The organism is Scytonema sp. HK-05, from assembly GCF_963872035.1.
GTDB lineage: Bacteria > Cyanobacteriota > Cyanobacteriia > Cyanobacteriales > Nostocaceae > Kalymmatonema.
On sequence record NZ_CAWMYC010000013.1, the window covers coordinates 83,175 to 106,380 of the forward strand.

The 23,206-nt window shown below is 42.9% G+C and carries 3 protein-coding genes; all 3 read left to right on the forward strand.

The features are described 5' to 3' along the window. The first annotated feature begins 1 nt into the window (after nucleotide 1). A complete protein-coding gene (locus AACT52_RS03395; protein WP_073629378.1) occupies nucleotides 2–4,255 on the forward strand; it encodes a type I polyketide synthase in 4,254 nt (1,417 codons plus the stop codon). 150 nt (nucleotides 4,256–4,405) lie between these two features. Next, on the forward strand, nucleotides 4,406–14,377 hold the full coding sequence (locus tag AACT52_RS03400) for a non-ribosomal peptide synthetase (RefSeq protein ID WP_073629380.1): 9,972 nt from the start codon (nucleotides 4,406–4,408) through the stop codon (nucleotides 14,375–14,377). Next, nucleotides 14,374–23,082 (forward strand): amino acid adenylation domain-containing protein, encoded by an 8,709-nt coding sequence (locus tag AACT52_RS03405; RefSeq protein WP_073629382.1) that lies wholly within the window; start codon nucleotides 14,374–14,376, stop codon nucleotides 23,080–23,082. The genes AACT52_RS03400 and AACT52_RS03405 overlap by 4 nt, the downstream gene beginning before the upstream one ends. Nucleotides 23,083–23,206: the final 124 nt, after the last annotated feature.

A 23,206-nucleotide genomic window follows, 5' to 3' on the forward strand; every position in this document is an offset into this window, starting at 1 on the left:
AATGAAAGTAAATTCAGTTAATAATAATGATTTAAACAATTCTGAGATAGCAATAATTGCTACTAATGGACGGTTCCCAGGAGCAAAAGATATTGAATCTTTTTGGCAAAATCTACGTGATGGTGTAGAGTCTATCTCCTGGCTGACGGATGAAGAATTAATAAATTATGGGGTTTCTCTAGATTTACTGAGTAATTCTAATTATGTGAAAGCTAGTGCTGCTTTACCAGAAATTGAATTGTTTGATGCAAATTTCTTTACTTATAGTGCGAAAGAAGCTGAGTTAATAGATCCACAACAACGCCTATTTTTAGAATTAGCTTGGGAAGCTGTAGAAAAGGCTGGTTATGATCCACAAACTTACAACGGTTTAATAGGGGTTTATGGTGGTGTGGGGATGAATAGTTATTTGCTCAATAATCTCTATCCTCATCATCAATTATTAGAGACATTTAGCCTGTTCCAATTGGGAATTTCCAACGATAAAGATTTTTTACCGTCACGAGTTGCCTATAAACTCAACTTGACAGGGCCAGCAGTGAATGTGCAAACTGCCTGTTCTACTTCTTTAGTAGCTGTTCATTTAGCTTGTCAAAGTCTATTAAATGGTGAATGTGATATGGCTTTAGCTGGTGGAGTTTCTATCAGTATTCCCCAAAACAGAGGTTATTTGTATCAAGAGGAAATGATTCTTTCTCCTGATGGACACTGCCGTGTTTTTGATGCTCAAGCACAAGGAACTGTTGCCGGTAGCGGTGCAGGTATTGTTGTTTTGAAAAGATTAAAGGATGCAATAAGCGATCGCGACCACATCCATGCAATTATTAAAGGCTCGGCGATCAATAATGATGGTGCAATGAAAGTCGGCTACACTGCTCCCAGTGTCAGTGGTCAAGCAGCAGTCATTAGCGAGGCTCAAGCTATAGCTGGTGTAGATGCCGAAACAATTTCCTATATTGAAGCTCATGGCACCGCTACACCTTTAGGAGATCCGATTGAAATCGCAGCGTTAACTCAAGCTTTTAGTCAAACTACTGATAAAAAAGGCTTCTGCGCCATTGGTTCGGTAAAAACCAACTTTGGACATTTGGATACAGCAGCAGGTGTCACAGGTTTGATTAAGACTGCATTAGCACTGCAACATCAAATGCTGCCTCCTAGTTTGCACTACCAGACACCTAATCCCAAAATTGATTTTGCTAACAGTCCTTTTTACGTCAATACAACCCTGACTGAATGGAAAACAAATGACACCCCTCGCCGTGCTGGGGTTAGTTCTTTTGGTATCGGGGGTACTAATGCTCATGTAATTTTAGAAGAAGCTCCTGTGTTTGAGCGGGGGAGCAGGGGGGCAGAGGAGCAGGGGAGAAATTATCAATTGTTGTGTCTGTCGGCTAAAACTGCGAGTGCGCTTGAGAAGGCGACAGCTAATCTAATAGAGCATTTAAAAGAGCATCCAAAACTCAACTTAGGCGATGTAGCTTATACGCTCAATAGTGGTCGCCGGGGTTTTAATCACCGACGGATGTTAATTTGTCAAGACTTAGAAGATGCTGTTACAGGTTTAGAGTCAAAACAAGTATTTACCAACTATACAGAGATTACAGAACAATCTGTTGTCTTTATGTTTCCCGGTCAAGGTTCTCAATATGTCAACATGGCACGGGAAATTTACCAAACCGAGACAGTATTTAAAGAACAAGTTGATTATTGCTCAGAAATTCTTAAACCCTTACTAGGGCAAGATTTACGTCATATACTTTATCCTAGTGAGGAAAAGATTGATGAAGCATCGCAGCAACTTCAACAAACAGCCGTTGCTCAACCTGCTATTTTTGTAATTGAATACGCCCTAGCTAAATTATGGCAGTCATGGGGAGTGGAGCCACAAGCTGCGATCGGTCATAGTATTGGCGAGTATGTAGCAGCAACTCTAGCAGGAGTTTTTTCCCTAGAAGATGCTTTATCTCTGGTAGCAGCACGCGGACAGATAATGCAGCAACTTCCTAGTGGGGCAATGCTTTCTGTTCCCCTGCCCGTAGACAAAGTAAAATCCCTATTAGGATCAGAAATTTCTGTTGCAGCGATTAATCAACCTTTGCAATGCGTGCTTTCCGGTTCTATAGCAGCAATAGAGGCACTACAAAATCAGCTAGCTACTCAAGGGATTGAATGTCGCCGTCTGCATACTTCTCATGCCTTCCACTCCCAAATGATGGAACCAATTTTAGAGGCATTTGCAGAGCAAGTTAAAAAAGTTACTTTAAATCCCCCAAAAATTCCTTATATCTCCAACCTAACTGGTACTTGGATTACAGTTACCCAAGCCACAAATCCTGACTACTACGCTCAACATCTGCGTTCCACAGTGCTTTTTGCCCAAGGTGTAGAGAAATTATTGGCAACACCTGAGCAAGTCTTACTAGAGGTAGGGCCAGGACACACACTGACTACATTAGCTAAAAGGCATCCAGACAAAGCAGCCGCACAAACGGTGTTGACTTCGTTACGTCATCCTCAAGAAAAGCAATCCGATACTCGTGTTTTATTCAATACATTAGGTCAACTCTGGCTGGCTGGAGTCAATATAGATTGGTTTGGATTCTATAGTCACCAAGAATCTTATCGTCTTCCCTTACCGACTTATCCCTTTGAGCGCCAACGTTATTGGATTGACCCCCCACAAAAAACATCTGGGGGGCAGTTGCAAACCTTACCCACAACATCACAATTGTGGACATCGCTCATAGAAGCAGGCCAGAATCAAGCAAGTGTTAGAGATGGAGAACTCAACGAGTTAACATATCGAGAGAACAGACAGTGGTTGGATCGTTTATGTACAGCCTACATCAACTCTGCATTCAAGCAATTAGGGGCTTTTAAGAATGCCGAAGAAAAGTATTCTTTAGAGAATTTGTTGGCGCAATGCCATATAACTCCCCGTTATCAACAATTGGTGTCTAGATGGTTGCAAATATTAGTAGAGCAAGGACAACTACAGCAGCAGGAGGGGTTATTTACTGGACTAGTGCCATGTTCGCAAGATTTGATTCATGAACTTTTAAAAGAAGTCAGAGTGAGAATGGCTGCTAAATCTCTAACAGTAGATTTAGTGCAGCGTTGTGGTGAAAATTTAGCTGCTGTTGTTGTTGGTGAACAAGAACCCTTAGAGTTTTTCAATGAACTGATTTATCAAGAAGAAAACAACGGTTCAAATTCAGAATTGGCATTACTAAATTACTACAACTCTATCTTGCGCTCAAGCCTGGAACAAGTGGTCAAGTCATTGCCATCATCGGTTCACTTGAGAGTTTTGGAAATCGGCGCGGGTACTGGTATGTCTACGCAAGCATTACTACCTGTGTTGCCTTCACAACAAACCAACTATACTTTTACTGATATTGGTAGCGGCTTTCTGACTAAAGCGCAACAGAAGTTTAACGAATACCCATTTGTTGAATATCGCTTGCTAGACATAGACAAGTCGCCAACTGAGCAAGGGTTTGAGAAGCATAGCTTTGATGTAGTAATCGCTTCTAATGTGTTGCATGCAACTCGGAACATAGATCAAACCCTCCAGAATGTGCGCTCTTTATTAGCTCCTGGGGGCTTCCTCTTATTGTGGGAAATAACTCAGCCGAAAATAGACTTTGATATCAGTTGGGGTCTGCTGTTAAAACTTTTAGACGACGGAAGACGCAGCCCAGGTCAGCCTTTTATCACCAAAGACCAGTGGTTTGAAGCACTACGCGATCGCGATTTTGTCCAAGTTGCTGCTTTTCCAGAAACTGAAGCGTTTGAGCATAAGATTATTATGGCTCAAGCTTCTGTACCAGTCGCATTTAGCACAAAGTTTGGGCAAAAAGAGACTGACCAAAAATCACAGCTTTCATTACAAACAAAGCCGGAGAATTTTCAGCCAGAAAACTTATCCGCACTCCACTCAAGACCCAATTTACCAAATTCATATATAGCTCCCCGCGATGAACTTGAGCAAAAAATTGCTGATATCTGGCAAGAATTCTTGGGAATCAAGCAAGTGGGAATCAATGACAACTTTTTTGAATTGGGAGGAGATTCCTTAATAGCTGTTCAGGTTTTGTCACGATTACGAAATATTTTTTCTATCAAATTATCTTTAGCAAGTTTGTTTGAGTCTCCCACAATAGCTGAAATAGCACTAAATCTAGAGAAACAACATCCAGAACCAGATATTAACTTAGGTGCAATTGATAGAGAAGAAATAGCAATATGAACCGTATCCAATAATTTTAGATTTTAGATTAAAAATATTTTTTAATCTAAAATCTAAAATTCAAAATCTAAAATTGAAAGACCTTTTGTAATCTTTCAATCCAAAATCCAAAATTTAAAATCTAAAATTCGGTATGAAGGTAATAATTATATGAATATCAAGCAATTTGTAACTGAACTTTCCCAGCAAGGTGTGAAATTGTGGGTTGAAGGTGAACAGTTACGTGCTAATGCTCCAAAGGGAGTATTGACAGCAGAAACTCGTGACTTATTAGTTAAGAATAAAACAGAACTTATTTTGTGGCTGCACCAAAAAAATGAGTTAGCGAAGCTCACCGGAGGTATCGCCACTGATACTGATTTACCCCTGATCAAAGGCGATCGCACTCAGAACTTACCTCTGTCTTTTGGTCAAGAACAAATCTGGTTATTGAACCAGTTGGAACCAAATAACCCCTTCTACAACGAACAAGCAGCTCTACGACTTCGTGGTAATCTAAACGTCGTGGCACTAGAGCAAAGCCTCAACAAAATTATTGCTCGCCACGAAGCTTTACGTACCAACTTCCGAACCTTTAACGAGCAGCCAATTCAAGTAATTGCTGAAAGCTTAACCTTAAATTTATCAGTAGTAGACCTAACAAAGCTACCTGAAAGTGAAAGAGAAATCGCTTGCCAGCAATTAGCCACGGCAGAAGCTATTCGACCCTTTGACCTCGCTAACTCTGGTTTAATCCGAGCTTCTGTGCTTAAAGTCACAGAGCTAGAACACGTCTTGTTACTAACATTACACCACATTGTCTTCGATGCTTGGTCAGTGGGTGTATTGATGCGGGAGTTAGCAACCATTTACTCAGCTCTTTGCAATAACTTGTCCCCAGAGCTACCTGAGCTACAAATTCAGTATGCCGACTTTGCTATTTGGCAACGGCAGTGGTTGCAAACAGAGGTACTCCAAAGGCAGCTTAACTACTGGCAGCAACTACTCAAAAACGCTCCTAGCTTACTAGAATTACCCACAGATCGACCTAGACCAGCCATTCAAACTTTCCGAGGAGCGCGTCAACATATAAAACTTTCAATTGAACTGAGTGAAGCACTTGCCAATTTTAGTAAGCAAGAGAAAGCCACCCTGTTCACGACGCTGTTTACAGCATTTGTTACCTTACTTTATCGCTATACAGGCTCTGATGACATTTTAGTGGGTACGCCCATTGCTAACCGCGATCGCTTTGAAACTGAATACTTAATTGGCTTTTTTGTCAATACCTTAGTGCTACGTACCGATTTGTCAGGTAATCCCAGTTTTAAGCAGTTACTGAGTCGAGTGCGTCAACTGATGTCGCAAGCTTACGCTCATTCAGACTTGCCTTTTGAGGAGTTGGTAAAAGCATTGCAGCCAGAACGGGATCTCAGCCATACACCGTTGTTTCAGGTGATGTTTCTCCTCCAGAATGCTTCCGTATCTCAAGTGGATCTGACTGGGTTAACTGTCAGTCCATTAGTGACAGAAAGGACAACTGCCAAGTTTGATTTGACTTTATTCATGGAAAACACTACCACTGGACTAGTGAGTACGTGGGAGTACAACACTGACTTGTTTGATGCAAGTACTATCGAGCGGATGGCGGGTCATTTTGTAACTTTGCTGTCAGGCATTGTTGCTAATCCCAAAGAGCAAATTTCGCAATTGCCCCTGCTGAAAAAACCGGAACAACGAGAGTTACTTGTCGAATGGAACGATACTCAAGCTGAGTATCCCCTTGATAAGTCTATCCATAAGTTATTTGAGGAGCAGGTGGAGCGTACACCAGATGCTGTAGCAGTGGTCTTTGAAAATCAACAACTGACTTACCAGCAATTGAACTGTCGCGCTAACCAGTTGGCACATTACTTGCAGTCTTTGGGTGTGAAAGCCGATGTGCTGGTCGGTTTATGTGTGGAGCGTTCTTTAGAAATGGTCGTGGCACTACTCGGTATTCTTAAGGCGGGTGGGGCTTATGTGCCACTTGACCCAGAGTATCCCAGTGAGCGCCTGAGTTTCATGCTTGAAGATGCTCAAGTTTCAGTGCTACTAACCCAGCAGCGACTGCTTGAGAGACTGCCTGAGCATCAAGCACATATTGTTTGCTTAGATACTGACTGGCAGGCAATTTCTCTTTCAAGTCAGAATAATACCATCACTGGTGTACAAGCAAATAACCTAGCTTATATAATTTACACCTCTGGTTCTACAGGTAAACCTAAAGGTGTAGCTCTTAATCAGCTTGCTCTTTGCAATTTGATCCTGTGGCAACTTCAAAATAATACAATTTCTACTGGAGCAAAAACCCTGCAATTTGCCCCTATTAGCTTTGATGTCTCCTTCCAAGAAATATTTACTACCTGGTTTTCGGGAGGCACATTGTTCTTAATTGGGGAGGAACTACGCCGAGATCCAGTAGCTTTGTTAGGCTTCGTTGAAGAAAAAGCTGTTGAGAGACTGTTTGTTCCCTTTGTTGTTTTACAGCAACTAGCTGAAGTCGCTATTGATAGTGAGTTAGTTAATAATCATCTGAGGGAAATTATTACTGCTGGGGAACAGTTGCAGATTACTCCGGCGATTTCTCAATGGTTGGGCAAACTTAGTGATTGTACATTGCACAATCATTATGGTCCATCGGAAAGTCATGTGGTTACTACTTTTAGACTGACTGATCCAGTGGAAAATTGGCCGTTACTTCCTCCCATTGGAAAGCCAATTGCAAATACACAAACTTATATTTTAGATAAATATTTACAGCCTGTACCTATTGGTGTCCCAGGAGAGTTGTACATCGGTGGTGTCTCCCTAGCTAGGGGCTACCTCAATCGTCCAGAGTTGACACAAGAGAAATTCATCTTAAACCCGTTTGATGAGACAAGAGAGAGTAGATTATATAAAACCGGGGATTTAGTACGCTATTTAACAGATGGCAATATTGAATACTTGGCTCGTATCGATAACCAAGTAAAAATACGTGGTTTTCGCATCGAGTTAGGCGAAATTGAAGCAGCATTAGTCCAACATAGTGATGTACAAGCAGCTTGTGTCATCGCCTGCGAAGATACCCCAGGTGATACTTGTACTGAGCGGAGTCGAAGTAAGCGCTTAGTCGCCTACGTAGTGCCTCATCAGCACTGTATACTCTCAATCAGTGAACTGCGGCAATTTCTCAAAGCAAAGCTGCCAGAGTACATGGTGCCAAATGCTTTTGTGATATTGGAGTCGTTGCCATTAACTCCTAGCGGCAAGGTAGACCGCCGCGTTCTACCCGCACCAGATTTACACAGCAAAATCACAAAGAAATATATAGCCCCGCGCACCCCAATTGAAGAAATGCTGGCACAAATTTGGGCGCAAGTGCTGAAAGTAGAGCTTGTAGGCATTTACGATAACTTTTTTGAACTTGGGGGACACTCGCTACTAGCAACGCAACTAGTTTCACGCATCCGCAACATTTTCAAAGTGGAACTACCATTGCGTGAGTTGTTTGTCGCTGCGACAGTAGCTGAATTGGCGCATCTTATTGGGCAGTTGCAGCAACAAAACTTTGAACTAGCTTCCACGCCCATTTTACCAAGAGCAAAGAATGCAGAGCTACCACTATCATTTGCTCAACAGCGTCTGTGGTTTTTAGACCAGTTAGAGCCAAACAGTGCCATATACAACATATCTTTAGCTTTGCGTCTAGTCGGAACTCTCAATCAAACAGTCTTAGAACAGAGCTTGCATGAAATCATTGCTCGCCACGAAGCTTTACACACTAACTTCGTCATAGTTGATGGACAACCAACTCAAATTATTCACACAGAAACTGCTTGGAGGATGTCAGTAATTGACTGCGAAGAGTTATCGACAACTGAGCAAGAGATTGCTAGTCAGCAATTAGCAATCACCCAAGCTATTCAACCTTTTGACCTGGCAAGTGAAGCATTGGTCAGGGCAACATTAATTGTGCTGTCTGAGACAGAACACGTCTTGAGTATATGTATGCACCATGTTGTCTCTGATGCCTGGTCAATGAGTGTATTTGTCCAAGAGCTAGCAGCGCTGTACAATGCTTACTCTCAAGATCAGTCCTCTGGTGCGTCCGCTAGCCGTAGCTTGCTTTCCGAAAGGGGTACACCCTTAGCGCCACTGCCGATTCAGTACGCAGATTTCGCCATCTGGCAAAGACAGTGGTTGCAAGGAGATGTACTACAAAGGCAATTGATTTATTGGCAGCAACAATTAAAAGATGCACCAGCTTTATTGTCGTTACCAACTGACCGACCCAGACCTGCTGTGCAGAGTTTTGCTGGGGCATATAAAAAGTTTGCACTTTCTAGGGAGCTAACTAGTGGGTTAATACAGCTAAGTCAAAAGCAAGGAGTTACCTTGTTCATGACGTTGTTAGCAGCGTTTGATACCTTACTTTACCGCTATACAGGATCTGATGACATTTTGGTTGGTTCACCGATCGCAAATCGCGATCGCAGTGAAATTGAAGGGTTAATTGGCTTTTTTGTCAATACCTTAGTCATGCGTACGGACTTATCAGGCAACCCCAGTTTTAGCGAATTGCTCAATCGCGTTCGAGAAATGGCAATGGATGCATACTCTCATCAGAATTTGCCATTTGAAATGCTAGTGGAAGCATTGCAGCCCCAACGGGATCTCAGTCATACACCACTGTTCCAGGTGATGTTTGCACTCCAGAATGCCCCTATATCTGAAGTAGAGCTTACTGGCTTAACTATCAGTTCTTTACCAGCAGCAGGCGCAACTTCCAAGTTTGATTTGTCTTTGTTAATGCAGAACACTGCTGCTGGACTAGTGGGTGTATGGGAATATAGCACTAATTTGTTTGATGCCAGCACAATCGAGCGCCTGACTGAGCATTTTGTGATCTTGCTTGAAGGTATTGTTGCTAACCCACAGCAGAAGATTTCACAGTTACCTCTGCTGACAGAAGTTGAGCAACAGCAGTTATTAGTTGAGTGGAATGATACTCAGGCGGATTATCTCCAGCATAAGTGTATCCATCAGTTGTTTGAGGAACAGGTAGAGCGTATCCCTGATGCTGTAGCTGTGGTGTTTGGAAATCAACAACTGACTTATGGTGAGTTGAATAGTCGTGCTAACCAGTTGGCGCATTACCTGAAGTCTTTGGGTGTGGGAGCCGATGTGCTGGTTGGGTTGTATGTGGAGCGATCGCTAGAAACAATCGTGGGAATATTAGGTATTCTCAAGGCGGGCGGTGCTTATGTGCCACTTGACCCAGACTATCCTCAAGAACGTTTGGCATATATGCTAAATGATTCACAGGTATCAGTCCTGTTGACTCAAGAGAAATTGCTGACTAGCCTACCGGAACATGGGGCACATGTACTGTGCTTAGATAAAGACTGGGAAGACATATCTACCGAAAGTAAAGACAATCTCCTTAGTGGCTTGACAACTGATAACTTAGCTTATGTCATTTACACATCAGGATCTACAGGTCAACCAAAAGGCACCTTAGTTAACCACTCAAATGTAGTTCGTCTATTTGAAGCGACAAATTCTTGGTATCACTTCAACCAAGATGATGTCTGGACAATGTTCCACTCTTATGCATTTGACTTTTCCGTGTGGGAAATTTGGGGTGCTTTACTTTATGGTGGACGACTCGTAGTAGTGCCCTACCTGGTGACGCGATCGCCTGAGTCTTTCTTCGAGTTATTGTGTCAAGAAAAAGTTACAATTCTCAATCAAACACCTTCAGCTTTCCGTCAGTTGATTCAAGCCGAACAGTCAACGGCAACTACCGGCAATTTGAACTTACGCTTAGTTATTTTCGGTGGAGAAGCTTTAGAACTTAAGAGTTTACAGCCTTGGTTTGAACGCCACGGCGACCAATTGCCACAGTTAGTAAATATGTACGGGATTACAGAAACTACTGTACATGTAACTTATCGTCCATTGAGCAAAACCGATTTGAATGGCACGGCAAGTGTAATTGGTCGTCCGATTGGCGACTTACAGGTGTATGTGCTAGATGAATATCTTCATCCAGTACCGATTGGTGTCGCAGGTGAGATGTACGTTGGTGGTGCTGGGGTTGCCCGTGGCTATCTTAATCGTCCTGAACTGACAGCACAGAGGTTTATCTCTAATCCCTTTAGCAATAACCCAAAAGCGCGACTATATAAAACAGGTGACTTAGCACGTTATTTGCCGAATGGCGAGTTGGAGTATTTAGGGCGCATCGATCAACAAGTGAAAATTCGCGGCTTCCGCATTGAGTTGGGAGAAATTGAGGCACTACTAGCGCAACACCCAGCCATTTGGGAAAGCGTGGTGCTGGTTCGAGAGGATGAACCGGGCAACAAACGTCTAGTGGCTTACGTAGTGCCGAAGACAGAACAATCTCCCACAGCCGCAGAACTACGTCGCTTCCTCAAACAAAAGCTGCCAGAGTACATGATACCAAGTGCTTTTGTGCAGTTAGAAGCTCTACCACTGACAGCAAATGGTAAGGTAGACCGCCGTGCTTTGCCTGTACCTGACACCACAAGACCAGAATTAGAAGATGTTTTTGTCGCACCTAGCACTCCAGAAGAGAAAATATTAGCCGCCATCTGGACTAAGGTTCTCGGTGTGGAAAAAGTAGGTATTAATGATAACTTCTTTGCTTTAGGTGGAGATTCTATCCGTAGCATTCAAGTGCTGTCTCAAGCTAAAGAACAAGGTTTGAGTTTCTCTGTGCAACAGTTATTCCAATATCAAACGATTCACGAGCTAGTCCAAGAACTGAAAACACAAGAGAATGACATCACAAAATTAGAATTAACTCAACCATTCAGTCTGATTTCTCAAGCAGACAAACAGCAGTTACCTGATGGTCTAGAGGATGCCTATCCCCTTGCTATGCTGCAAATGGGAATGATTTATCACAGTGAGTACAGTCAAGATAGTGCAGTCTATCACGATATTTTCAGTTTCCACCTCAAAACCCCTTTTGATGTTAAACTTTTACAGGTCGCTATTCAAGATTTAGTCAATCATCAGGCTGTACTGCGGACTTCATTTGAGCTTAGTAACTTCAGTATTCCGTTGCAACTGGTTCATCAGCAAGTTGAGGTTCCCTTGCAGGTGGAGGATTGGTGTGATTTGAATCATTCTGAGCAAGAAGATGCATTAGCTGCTTGGTTTGCAGCTGAAAAGAAACGGCATTTTAATTGGACTCATCCTCCCTTAGTGCGTTTCTTTGTTCATCGTCGCACACAGGAGACATTCAATCTGGCTTTGAGCTTCCACCACGCCATTCTCGATGGATGGAGTGTTGCCTCGATGATGAGTGAGTTGCTTAAGCGTTACTTGTCGCTTTTAGGCGAACCAGTTGATTATGTATCGCCACAATTCAGTATTGCGTTCCGGGATTTTGTGGCTTTAGAGCAACAAGCGATCGCTTCATCGTCAACTGGGCGATACTGGAGTGAAAAGTTAAACGACAGCACTTTTACCAAATTACCTCGCTGGTCTTTTGTGCAAACAAATACTAATGTTCGAGAAGTTGGTGTGCAAGAGGTAACTTTATCCCCCGAAATTTTTGCAGGCTTAAAACAACTGGCTCAGTCGGCAGAAGTTACACTCAAGAGTGTGCTGTTGGCTGCTCATCTGCGAGTATTAAATTTCCTCACTGGTGAGTCAGATATAGTAACGGGTGTAGCAGCTAACGGACGACCTGAGCAAAGTGATGGTGAACGAGTCCTGGGACTATTCCTCAATACATTGCCATTCCGCCTGCAATTTACTGGAGGCACTTGGATAGACCTAGTGCAACAAGTGTTTGCAGCAGAACGAGAAATGTTGCCACACCGCCGCTATCCTTTGGCAGAAATACAGAGGAGTTTGGGTAGTGAATCTCCTCTGTTTGAGACGGCGTTTAATTTCACCCATTTTCATGTCTACGAACAGGTGCTGGGACTTGATAATTTGCAGCTGTTAGGTGGAAAGTTTTTTGAACAAACAAACTTTACTTTTCTTGCTCAATTCAGCGTCAGTCCCAACTCCTCTGAGGTAGCACTGAATTTGAAATATGATCCCTGTGAATTATGTTCCGAACAAATTAACAGGATTAGCGATTATCACCTTAGAGTTCTTGCTGCAATGGCGAACCAGCCACAAGGACGTTATGAGTTGCACTCTCTTATTTCTTTAGAGGAGCATCATCAACTTCTAGTGGAGTGGAACCAGACAGCAGTAGAATATCCCAAAGATAAATGCATTCACCAGTTGTTTGAAGCGCAAGTAGAACAAACACCCAATGCAACGGCGGTGATATTTGGGGATCAACACCTTACATATACTAAGTTAAACGCCAGAGCAAATCAACTTGCCCATTATCTACAAACCCTTGGGATAAAACCAGAAGTACTGGTTGGGTTGTGTGTGGAGAGATCATTAGAAATGATAGTGGGAATGTTGGGAATTCTCAAGGCGGGTGGGGCTTATATACCTCTCGACCCAGAATATCCTCAAGAGCGCTTAAGCTTCATGCTCGAAGACACTCAGCTATCAGTCGTATTGACTCAAGAAAAACTAGTTAACAAACTAGGCGATCGCCTCCGGCACGGCTTTGCCGATTCTTCAGAGAAGACGCTACGCGATCGCCAAGCTGGTGTAATTTGCTTAGACTCAAACTGGGATATCATCAGCCAACAAGCACAACACAACCCAACTACTAGCATCAAAGCTGATAACTTAGCTTATGTAATGTACACAAGCGGTTCTACAGGTCAACCCAAAGGCGTTAGCATTGTCCATCGAGGTGTAGTTCGATTAGTCAAACAAACCAACTATGTGAGCATTTCTGCTCAAGATGTGATTGCACAAGCCTCAAATTACGCCTTTGACGCTGCAACATTTGAAATTTGGGGTGCGCTACTCAACGGAGCGCAGTTAGTAGGGGTGAGTAAAGATTTGGCACTTTCACCACAAGACTTTGCAACCTTTATTCGAGCGCAAGGTATCAGTGTGTTATTTTTAACAACTGCTTTGTTCAATCAAATTGCTCAAGAAGCCCCCTCTGCTTTCAATACAGTGCGGCATCTTCTATTTGGAGGAGAAGCTGTCGATCCTAAATGGGTCAAAGAAGTACTGAAAAATGGTGCGCCGCAGCGACTACTGCACGTTTATGGGCCGACAGAGAATACAACATTTACTTCCTGGTACTTGGTGCAGGAAGTAAGCGAAGACGCTACAACTATTCCCATCGGGCAGCCAATTTCCAACACGCAAATCTATGTGTTAGATTCTCAACTGCAACCAGTAGGCGTTGGTCTACGCGGAGAAGTATATATTGGGGGAGATGGTCTAGCAAGGGAGTACCTTAACCGACCAGAGTTAACACAACAGAAATTTATTCCCAACCCCTTTAGTTCTGACGATCATTCGCGCCTCTATAAAACTGGGGATAAAGCACGTTATTTACCAAATGGTAATATTGAATACTTGGGACGTATTGACAACCAAGTTAAAATACGCGGTTTTCGTATTGAGCTAGGCGAAATTGAAGCAATCCTGAGCCAACATAGTGATCTGCAAGCATCTTGCGTCATCCCCCGCGAAGATACCCCTGGTGATAAACGCTTAGTTGCTTATTTAGTGCCACATCAAGACTGTACACCCAGAATCAGCAAACTGCGGCAATACCTGAAAGCAAAACTCCCAGACTACATGGTGCCAAATGCTTTTGTGATATTGGAGTCATTGCCGCTAACTCCTAATGGCAAAGTAGACCGCCGTGCTTTACCTGTACCGGATTTATACAGCGACCTTGCAGATAAATATGTTGCCCCACGCAACCCAATTGAAGAAACACTGGCACAGATGTGGTTACAGGTGCTGGGATTAGAGCAAGTAGGAATTCATGATAACTTCTTTGAACTTGGCGGACACTCGTTACTTGCAACCCAACTAGTGTCACGCATCCGCGATCGCTTCAAAGTCCAACTCCCTTTACCAGAATTTTTCAAGGCTGCAACAATAGCTGAATTAGCGCAATCAATCGGGAAGTTACAGCAACAAAACTTAGACCTAACTGTTCCACGCATTCTACCAAGGAGCAAAAGATGATGACTGAAGAATTACCCCTATCTTATGCTCAACAGCGTTTGTGGTTTTTAGACCAGTTAGAGCCGAACAGTGCTTTTTATAACATACCCATAGCTTTGCGTCTAGTAGGCAATCTCAATCAGGCTGCCTTGGAACAAAGTTTGCAAGAAATTATTCATCGCCATGAAGCATTACGCACCAACTTCATCACCGTTGATGGACAACCAACTCAAATTATTCACACAGAAACGAATTGGACAGTATCAGTTCTTGAATGGCAACATCTCTCACCAGCCGAACAAGAAATCGCTACACAGCAATTAGCGCAAGAACAAGCACTTCTTCCGTTTGACCTGGCAAATGAAGCATTAATCAGGGCGACATTAGTAGTGCTGTCCCAGACAGAACACATCTTGTTAGTGTGTATGCACCACATTGTCTCTGATGGTTGGTCGATGGGTGTGTTTATCCAAGAATTAGCAGCACTGTACAAGGCTTATTCTCAAGGTGAGCCGTCACCTTTAGCACCACTACCCATTCAATATGCAGATTTTGCCTTATGGCAAAGGGAGTGGTTGCAAGGAGATGTACTGCAAACTCAATTAAGTTACTGGCAACAACAATTAAAAGATGCACCAGCCTTGTTGTCGTTACCCACAGACCGACCAAGACCTGCTGTACAGACTTTTGCTGGCGCAACTCAAGAATTTAAACTCTCAGTTGAGTTGACTAATAGACTGACAAAACTGAGCCAGGAGCGAGGCTGTACCCTCTTTATGACGCTTTTGGCAGCTTATCATACTCTACTTTACCGCTACACAGGTGTGGCAGATATTTTGGTGGGGACACCGATCGCTAACCGCGATCACAGTGAAATTGAGGGGTTAATTGGCTTCTTTGTCAATACCTTAGTCATGCGTGCTGACTTATCAGGCAACCCCTCTTTTAGCCAATTACTCTCTCACGTTCGGGAAATAGCTCTAGGAGCCTATGTTCATCAGGAATTGCCTTTTGAGATGCTGGTGGAAACATTGCATCCAGAACGGAATCTGAGCCATACGCCACTTTTCCAAGTGATGTTTGCACTCCAGAATGCGCCTATGTCTCAAGTAGAGCTTGCTGGCTTAACTATCAGTTCTTTACCAGCAGAAAGGGCAACTGCTAAGTTTGATTTGAGTTTATCAATGCACAACTCTGCTAATTTTGCTGAGGCTTCGCCAACGACTACGCTCAGTACAGGTGCTGGATTAGTGGGTGTATGGGAGTATAGCACTGACTTATTTGATACGCGCACAATTGAGCGGATGACTGGACATTTTGTGACTTTGCTGGAAGGAATTGTTGCTAATCCAGAGGAGCGGATTTCACAATTGCCAATGCTTACACAAGTTGAACAGCATCAGTTATTAGTTGAATGGAACTCGACTCAAGCAAAATATCCTTTTGATAAGTGTATCCATGAGTTGTTTGAGGAGCAGGTTAAGCGTACCCCGGATGCTGTAGCAGTTATCTTTGACAATCAACAACTGACTTACCAGCAATTGAACTGTCGCGCTAACCAGTTGGCGCATTACTTGCAGTCTTTGGGTGTAAAACCAGATACATTGGTGGGTATTTGTGTAGAGCGATCGCTCTTAATGGTCGTGGGACTACTAGGTATTCTTAAGGCGGGTGGGGCATACCTGCCACTTGACCCAGATTATCCTCAAGAACGCTTGAGCTTTATGTTAGAAGATGCTCAAGTTCCAGTCCTACTGACCCAACAACAACTCCTTGAGAAGTTGCCTCAGCATCAAGGGCAGGTTGTATGTTTAGATACTGACTGGCAGTTTATTTCTCAGTCAAGTCCAGACAATCTAATCACCCTTCGGGTTCGGCAGTTTCGACTCGACGGAAACCGCCAAGACTCGAACTGCCTCGCTACTGTGCAAGCGGCTAACTTGGCTTATGTGATTTATACCTCTGGTTCTACAGGTCAGCCTAAGGGAGTAATGCTTTCTCACCGCAACCTTTGCAACCATATGTTCTGGATGCAAGCAACATTCCCCCTGACTGAAAAAGACAAAGTGCTACAAAAAACTCCCTTTAGCTTTGATGCCTCGGTTTGGGAATTCTACGCTCCTTTGTTAGTAGGTGGACAGTTGCTATTAGCTCAACCCGGAGGTCATGCTGATACTGCTTACCTGTTAAAGTTAATTGCCCAAGAGCAGGTCACTACTGTTCAATTTGTACCATCTTTGTTACAAATACTTATAGAACAAGGAGGACTCGAAACTTGTCACTCCCTTAAACAAATCTTCTGCGGAGGTGAAGCCTTACCAGTTGCTCTGCAAGAGAACGTGTTAAGTAATCTCAATGTGAACTTGCACAATCTCTACGGGCCGACAGAAGCTTGTATTGATGCAACCTTCTGGACTTGCAAACAAGGAATTGAACGACAAGTTGTCCCCATCGGTCGCGCGATCGCCAACACACAAATCTACATCTTAGATGAGTATCTGCAACTAGTACCTGTGGGTGTACCAGGAGAATTGCACATTGGTGGTGCTGGATTAGCAAGAGGCTACCTCAACCGTCCAGAGTTGACAAAAGAAAAATTCATCCTTAACCCTTTTAGCGATGAACTACATTCCCGCCTTTATAAAACTGGTGATTTAGCACGTTATTTACCGGATGGCACAATTGAATACCTGGGACGTATTGACAACCAAGTAAAAATACGCGGTTTCCGTATCGAGTTGGGAGAAATTGAAGCACGGTTGAGCCAATATGAGGATATGCAGGCGTGTTGTGTCATTGCTCGTGAAGACACGACTGGGGATAAACGCCTAGTCGCCTACGTAGTGCCACATCTAGGACAGACACCTACAGTCAGCCAGTTGCGCTCTTTCCTCTCTGGTCAACTGCCACAGTACATGATGCCTCATGCTTTTGTGATGCTGGAGTCCCTACCTCTTTTGCCAAACGGCAAGGTAGACCGCCGCGCATTGCCTGCACCAGATTCCCGTGGAGAACTGGAAGTCGGTTTTGTAGCCCCACGCAATCAAATCGAAGAAACACTAGCACAGATTTGGGCAGAAGTCCTGAGAGTAGAGCAAGTAGGTATTCATAATAATTTCTTTGAATTGGGTGGAGATTCAATTCTCAGTATTCAAATCATCAGCCGAGCAAAGCAAGCTGGATTGCAACTGACTCTTAAACAATTATTTGCACATCAAACAATTGCAGAATTAGCGACAGTGGAAAACATAGCAAGTGTTATCCACATAGAACAAGGATTAGTCACAGGGACATTACCTCTAACACCAATTCAACACTATTTCTTTGAGCAAAATTTACAACAGCCGCACCACTTTAATCAATCATTTCTGCTCTCAGTACCATCTGACCTCAAAGCAGAGTTATTAAAGCAAGTATTGCAGCAATTGCTAGTACATCACGATGCTCTGCGCCTACGTTTTACACAATCTGAGCCCACTTGGCAGCAGATTCACTCTGCTGTAACTGATAGCGTTGCTTTCTCTCAAATAGACTTATCGGCACTTCCAGAAAGTGAGCAACAAGCTGCCATTGAAACTAAAGCAGCTTCCTTTCAGGCGAGTTTGAATCTGTCAGAAAATCTAGTGCAAGTCGCCTTTTTCCATCTGGGTATTGACAAAAGGGCGCGACTATTAATAGTCATCCATCACTTAGTAGTTGATGGTGTTTCTTGGCGAATTTTATTAGAGGATTTACAAACAGCTTACCAGCAAGTTGCTCAAGGTAAAGCCATTGCTTTGACTGCCAAAACAACTTCTTTCAAGGATTGGTCTGAAAAATTAACAGAATATACACAATCACAAGCCCTCAAATCTGAAGTGGCTTATTGGCTGAATAAATCTTGCGCCGCAGTTCCTCCCATCCCAGTTGACTATACACAAGGGGCGAATACTGTTGCGTCTGCCAGTACAGTATCAGTGTCATTAAATGAGATCGAAACTCGTGCCTTACTGCAAGATGTGCCAAAGGCTTACAACACTCAGATTAATGATGTGCTACTGACTGCCTTGGTGCTGGTTTTGGCAAAATGGACTAACTCAAGCTCTGTGCTGTTCAATTTAGAAGGTCATGGGCGAGAAGATATTGTTGATGGCGTGGATTTGTCACGCACTATCGGTTGGTTTACGACCATTTTCCCTGTACTTGTGGAACTCCAAGCAACAGAAAATCCAGCAGATGCCTTAAAATCTGTCAAAGAACAACTGCGCTCTATTCCCAACAAAGGAATTGGCTACGGCTTATTGCGCTATCTGAGTCAGGATGCAGAAATTGTTGCTCAACTCCAAGCATTTGGGCAAGCAGAAATCAGTTTTAATTATTTGGGTCAATTCGATCAACTTCTCAATACATCTTCTTGGATGCAGCCAGCTAGTGAGTCTGCGGGATACAGTCAAAGTTTGCAGAACAACCGCGCTCATTTATTAGATATTAGTAGCATTATTACTGGAGAACGGTTGCAAATAGAGTGGATTTACAGCACAAATATCCACCAGCACGGCACGATCGCAACTCTGGCGCAAGATTTTGTTAAAACATTGCAAGGGTTGATTGCTCATTGTTCATCACCTGAGAGTGGAGGTTATACACCTTCAGATTTTTCTTTGGTGAAGCTAAACCAGCTAGAACTAGACCAAGTGTTGGCAAGTTTAGGCAAAACTAACTCCAAGAATATTGAAGATATTTATCCACTTTCTCCTATGCAGCAGGGAATGCTGTTTGAAAGTTTGTATGCTCCAGACTCAGGAGTATATTTTGAGCAGTTAAGTTTTACTTTTAAAGGTGAGTTGAACGTAGTAGCTTTTGAGCAAGCTTGGCAGCAAGTGGTAGCACGGCATTCAATCTTGCGGACTGCTTTTGTTTGGGAGCAATTGGCCGAGCCACTTCAAATCGTGTATCGGCAGGTTGATATTAACCTCAACAGACATGATTGGCAACAACTATCTGCACAAAAGCAACAACAGCAATTAGAGCTTTTCTTGCAGTCACAGCGAAAAGAGGGTTTCCAACTGAATCAAGCACCACTGATGAGCCTCAGCCTGATGCAATTGAGTGCGGATACTTATCAATTCGTTTGGAGTTGTCATCACTTATTGCTTGATGGCTGGTCAACGCCTTTGATTTTCAAAGACTTATTATATTTTTATCAAGCAATTTCTCAAGGTGAAACTGTAGCCGTTCAACCAGCCCAAAGCTATCGCAACTATATTGCTTGGCTACAGAAACAAGACTTAACCCAAGCTGAACAATTCTGGAGAGAAAAACTCCAAGGTTTTACCTCACCCACTTCTTTGATAGTTGATAAACCATCGTCAAAACGACAACAGCTAAATTCTAGTTACAGCGAACAACAAATCCAACTGACAGAGCAAGCCACAGCTACCCTCCAGGCTTTTGCACGGCAGCATCAACTAACAATAAATAATTTGGTGCAAGCGACTTGGGCATTACTACTGAGTCGTTACAACCAAGAAAAAGATGTAGTTTTTGGTGCTACTGTTTCTGGTCGCCCTGCCTCTCTTGTCGGCATTGAGTCGATGGTGGGGATATTTATCAATACCTTGCCAGTACGAGTGCAAGTTACAGATGATACCCAAGTCTTGGCTTTGTTGAAGGATTTACAAACACAACAAGTGGAGTCTGAGCAATACTCATATAACTCATTGGTAGATATTCAAGGCTGGAGTGAAGTCAAGAGAGGAACGCCTTTATTTGAGAGTATTGTTGTCTTTGAGAATTATCCTGTGGATGAGGCAGTAAAATCGCCTAATTACAGTTTCTCTATAGAAAGTATTCACAGCATTGAACAAACTAATTATCCGCTAACTGTAATTGCTGCTCCTGGTAAGCAATTGTTGGTGAAGATTAACTATGATACCAGCCGATTTGATGATGGTGCGATCGCTCGTTTATTAGGGCATTTCCAAACATTACTTGAGGGAATTATTGCTAACCCACAGCAACAAATTTCCCAATTGTCACTAATCACACCAAAGGAAAAACATCAGTTATTAGTTGAGTGGAACAATACCCAAACTGATTACCCAATTGATAAATTTATTCATCAGTTGTTTGAGGAACAAGTAGAGCGTACCCCAGATGCAGTGGCAGTGGAGTTTGAGAATCAACAACTTACTTACTACGAATTAAACTGTCGGGCAAATCAATTAGCACACTACTTGAAGTCCTTGGGCGTGAAACCAGATGTGCTAGTCGGATTGTGTGTAGAACGCTCATTAGAAATGGTTGTGGGACTGTTGGGGATTTTAAAGGCTGGTGGTGCTTATGTGCCACTTGACCCAGACTATCCAATTGAGCGTTTGCACTTCATGCTCGAAGATACTCAGGTAAGGGTGCTGCTTACCCAACAACAACTGATTAGCAAACTACCCCAACATGAAGGGCAAGTTGTTTGTTTAGATACTGACTGGGCAATAATTTCTCAATCTAGCCATGAAAATCTCATCACTGGTGTAGAACCTAGTAACTTAGTTTACGTGATATTTACCTCTGGTTCTACAGGTAAACCAAAAGGCGTAGCTTTGCCTCATCGAGCAATCACTAATTTGATTCAATGGCATTTAGCTACTCTACAAACAGAAGTGGGAATTCTTCAATTTGCCTCATTGAGTTTTGATGCCAGCATTCACGAAATGTTTGTTGCTTGGTGTTCTGGTGGAACGCTATTTATAGTTTCCGAAACTGTGCGTTTGGATTTGGACAGTTTAATTCACTTCCTAGCAAACAAACCTATACAGAAGGTAATTCTTCCAGTTGTTGTGCTTCAGCAATTGGCAGAGGTATACGGACAGCAAAAACATTTGTTCAAAAATCTGACAGAGATTATTACCACTGGCGAACAACTGCAAGTAAATCGACCCATTGTTAATTTATTTAATAATTTGGAAAATTGTTCGCTGCATAACCATTACGGGCCTTCCGAAACCCATGTGGTAACAGCTTTTACTTTCTCAGGTACACCAGATACTTGGTCTGCTTACCCTCCTATTGGACAACCTATTGACAATACGCAGATGTACATTGTCGATAGTAATTTCCAACCAGTTCCTATCGGTGTGACTGGTGAACTATACATAGGCGGCGTTGGGTTAGCTAATGGTTACTATAATCGTCCGGAATTAACAAAGCAAAAATTTATCCCTAATCCTTTTAAAGCTGAAGATTACTTGTACAAAACTGGGGATTTGGCGCGTTATTTACCGGATGGCAATATTGAATTTCTGGGTCGCATTGACCATCAGGTGAAAATTCGGGGATTTCGGGTTGAACCAGGAGAAATTGAAACTGTACTCAATCAACATCCGGAAATTCAAACAACTGTGGCCATTGTCCGGGAAGATACCCCAGGTGATAAACGTTTAGTGGCCTATGTAGTACCGCATGAAAACTGTGTACCGACAATTAGCCAACTGCGTCAGTTCTTGAAAGCAAAACTACCGCCTTACATGGTTCCGGCAATAGTCATTCTGGATTCCTTGCCACTAACACCCAACGGTAAGGTAGACCGTCGTGCATTGCAAGCACCTGCTGACACCAGTGACGCAGACAAATTTGTTGCACCACGTAGCCAAGTAGAACTGCAATTAGCGCAAATCTGGTCAAGAATTTTGAAAGTTGACAAGGTGGGAGTACAAGATAACTTCTTTGATCTCGGTGGTCATTCCCTTTTAACTCCTTACTTAATGGCTCAAATTAAACAGCAGTTTGGTAAAGATATTCCTATAGCTAGCCTTTACCAAAATCCAACTATCGAACAGTTGGCAACTATTGTGCAAGCGGATTCGGATTCCTCAATTTGGTCTTCCTTAGTAGCAATTCAGCCGAACGGTTCCAAGCCACCTTTGTTTTGCCTTCCAGGAGCTGCTGGTACTCCTTTCTACTTATATGACTTAGCGCGTTGTCTGGGTTCAGACCAACCATTTTACAGTTTCCAAGCAAATACTCTTTCTGGAGAATCGGAATCAATTACTCCAGTTGAGGATGTAGCCGCCCAGTACATTCAAGAACTAGAGGTTGTTCAACCGCAGGGGCCTTATTTTTTGGCAGGGCATTCTTTTGGCGGTAAATTAGCCTTTGAAATGGCGCAGCAGTTACTTCGCAAAGGACATAAGGTTTCTTTCGTTGCCATTCTTGATACTACAGCACCTTTTTATCAGGAAAAGCCAGAAGGATTTGATTGGGATAATGCTAAATGGCTAGCTCAATTGGCAGGTGCAATCGAAATTATTTACGCAAAGAAACTAGATATTTCAGACGATATTCTTCAATGTTTTGTTTGGGAGGATCAACTGAAATACGTTCTAGAACGATTAAAAAATGCTGATATCTTGCCTCCCGACGATGAAATTATGCAGCTTAATAATATGGTGCAATTGCTCAAAGCTAACTCTCTAGTTAATTATGTGCCACAACAGGTTTATCCAATCCGAATCACCTTGTTGCGGGCCAGCGAAACTTCCACAGTCGAGGAGTCTAATAATGAAGTACTTTCTGAGATATTGCAGGATTCAACCTGGGGCTGGAGCAAGTTTTCTACCGAGCCAGTGGATATCCATTTTGTCCCAGGCAACCATGTCACGATGATGACTCAACCCCATGTTCAGGTCTTAGCTGAACGGTTGAAAGCTTGTATCCAAGAAGTACAGAAAACTACGGGTTACGGGGTATGAACCTTCTTTTGATCATTATATTCTGCTCATAAGGAGCATTCTACTGTGAAAGAGCGATCGCCTGACTCAATGTTAATCAACACAACTTTCTATTAGTAATTAGTTGGTTTTAAGCATCAAAACA

Bases quoted from the DNA above. Each gene is read 5' to 3' on its own strand.
- AACT52_RS03395 (WP_073629378.1), top strand. From the start codon at position 2: ATGAAAGTAAATTCAGTTAATAATAATGATTTAAACAATTCTGAGATA.
- AACT52_RS03400 (WP_073629380.1), top strand. From the start codon at position 4,406: ATGAATATCAAGCAATTTGTAACTGAACTTTCCCAGCAAGGTGTGAAA.
- AACT52_RS03405 (WP_073629382.1), top strand. From the start codon at position 14,374: ATGATGACTGAAGAATTACCCCTATCTTATGCTCAACAGCGTTTGTGG.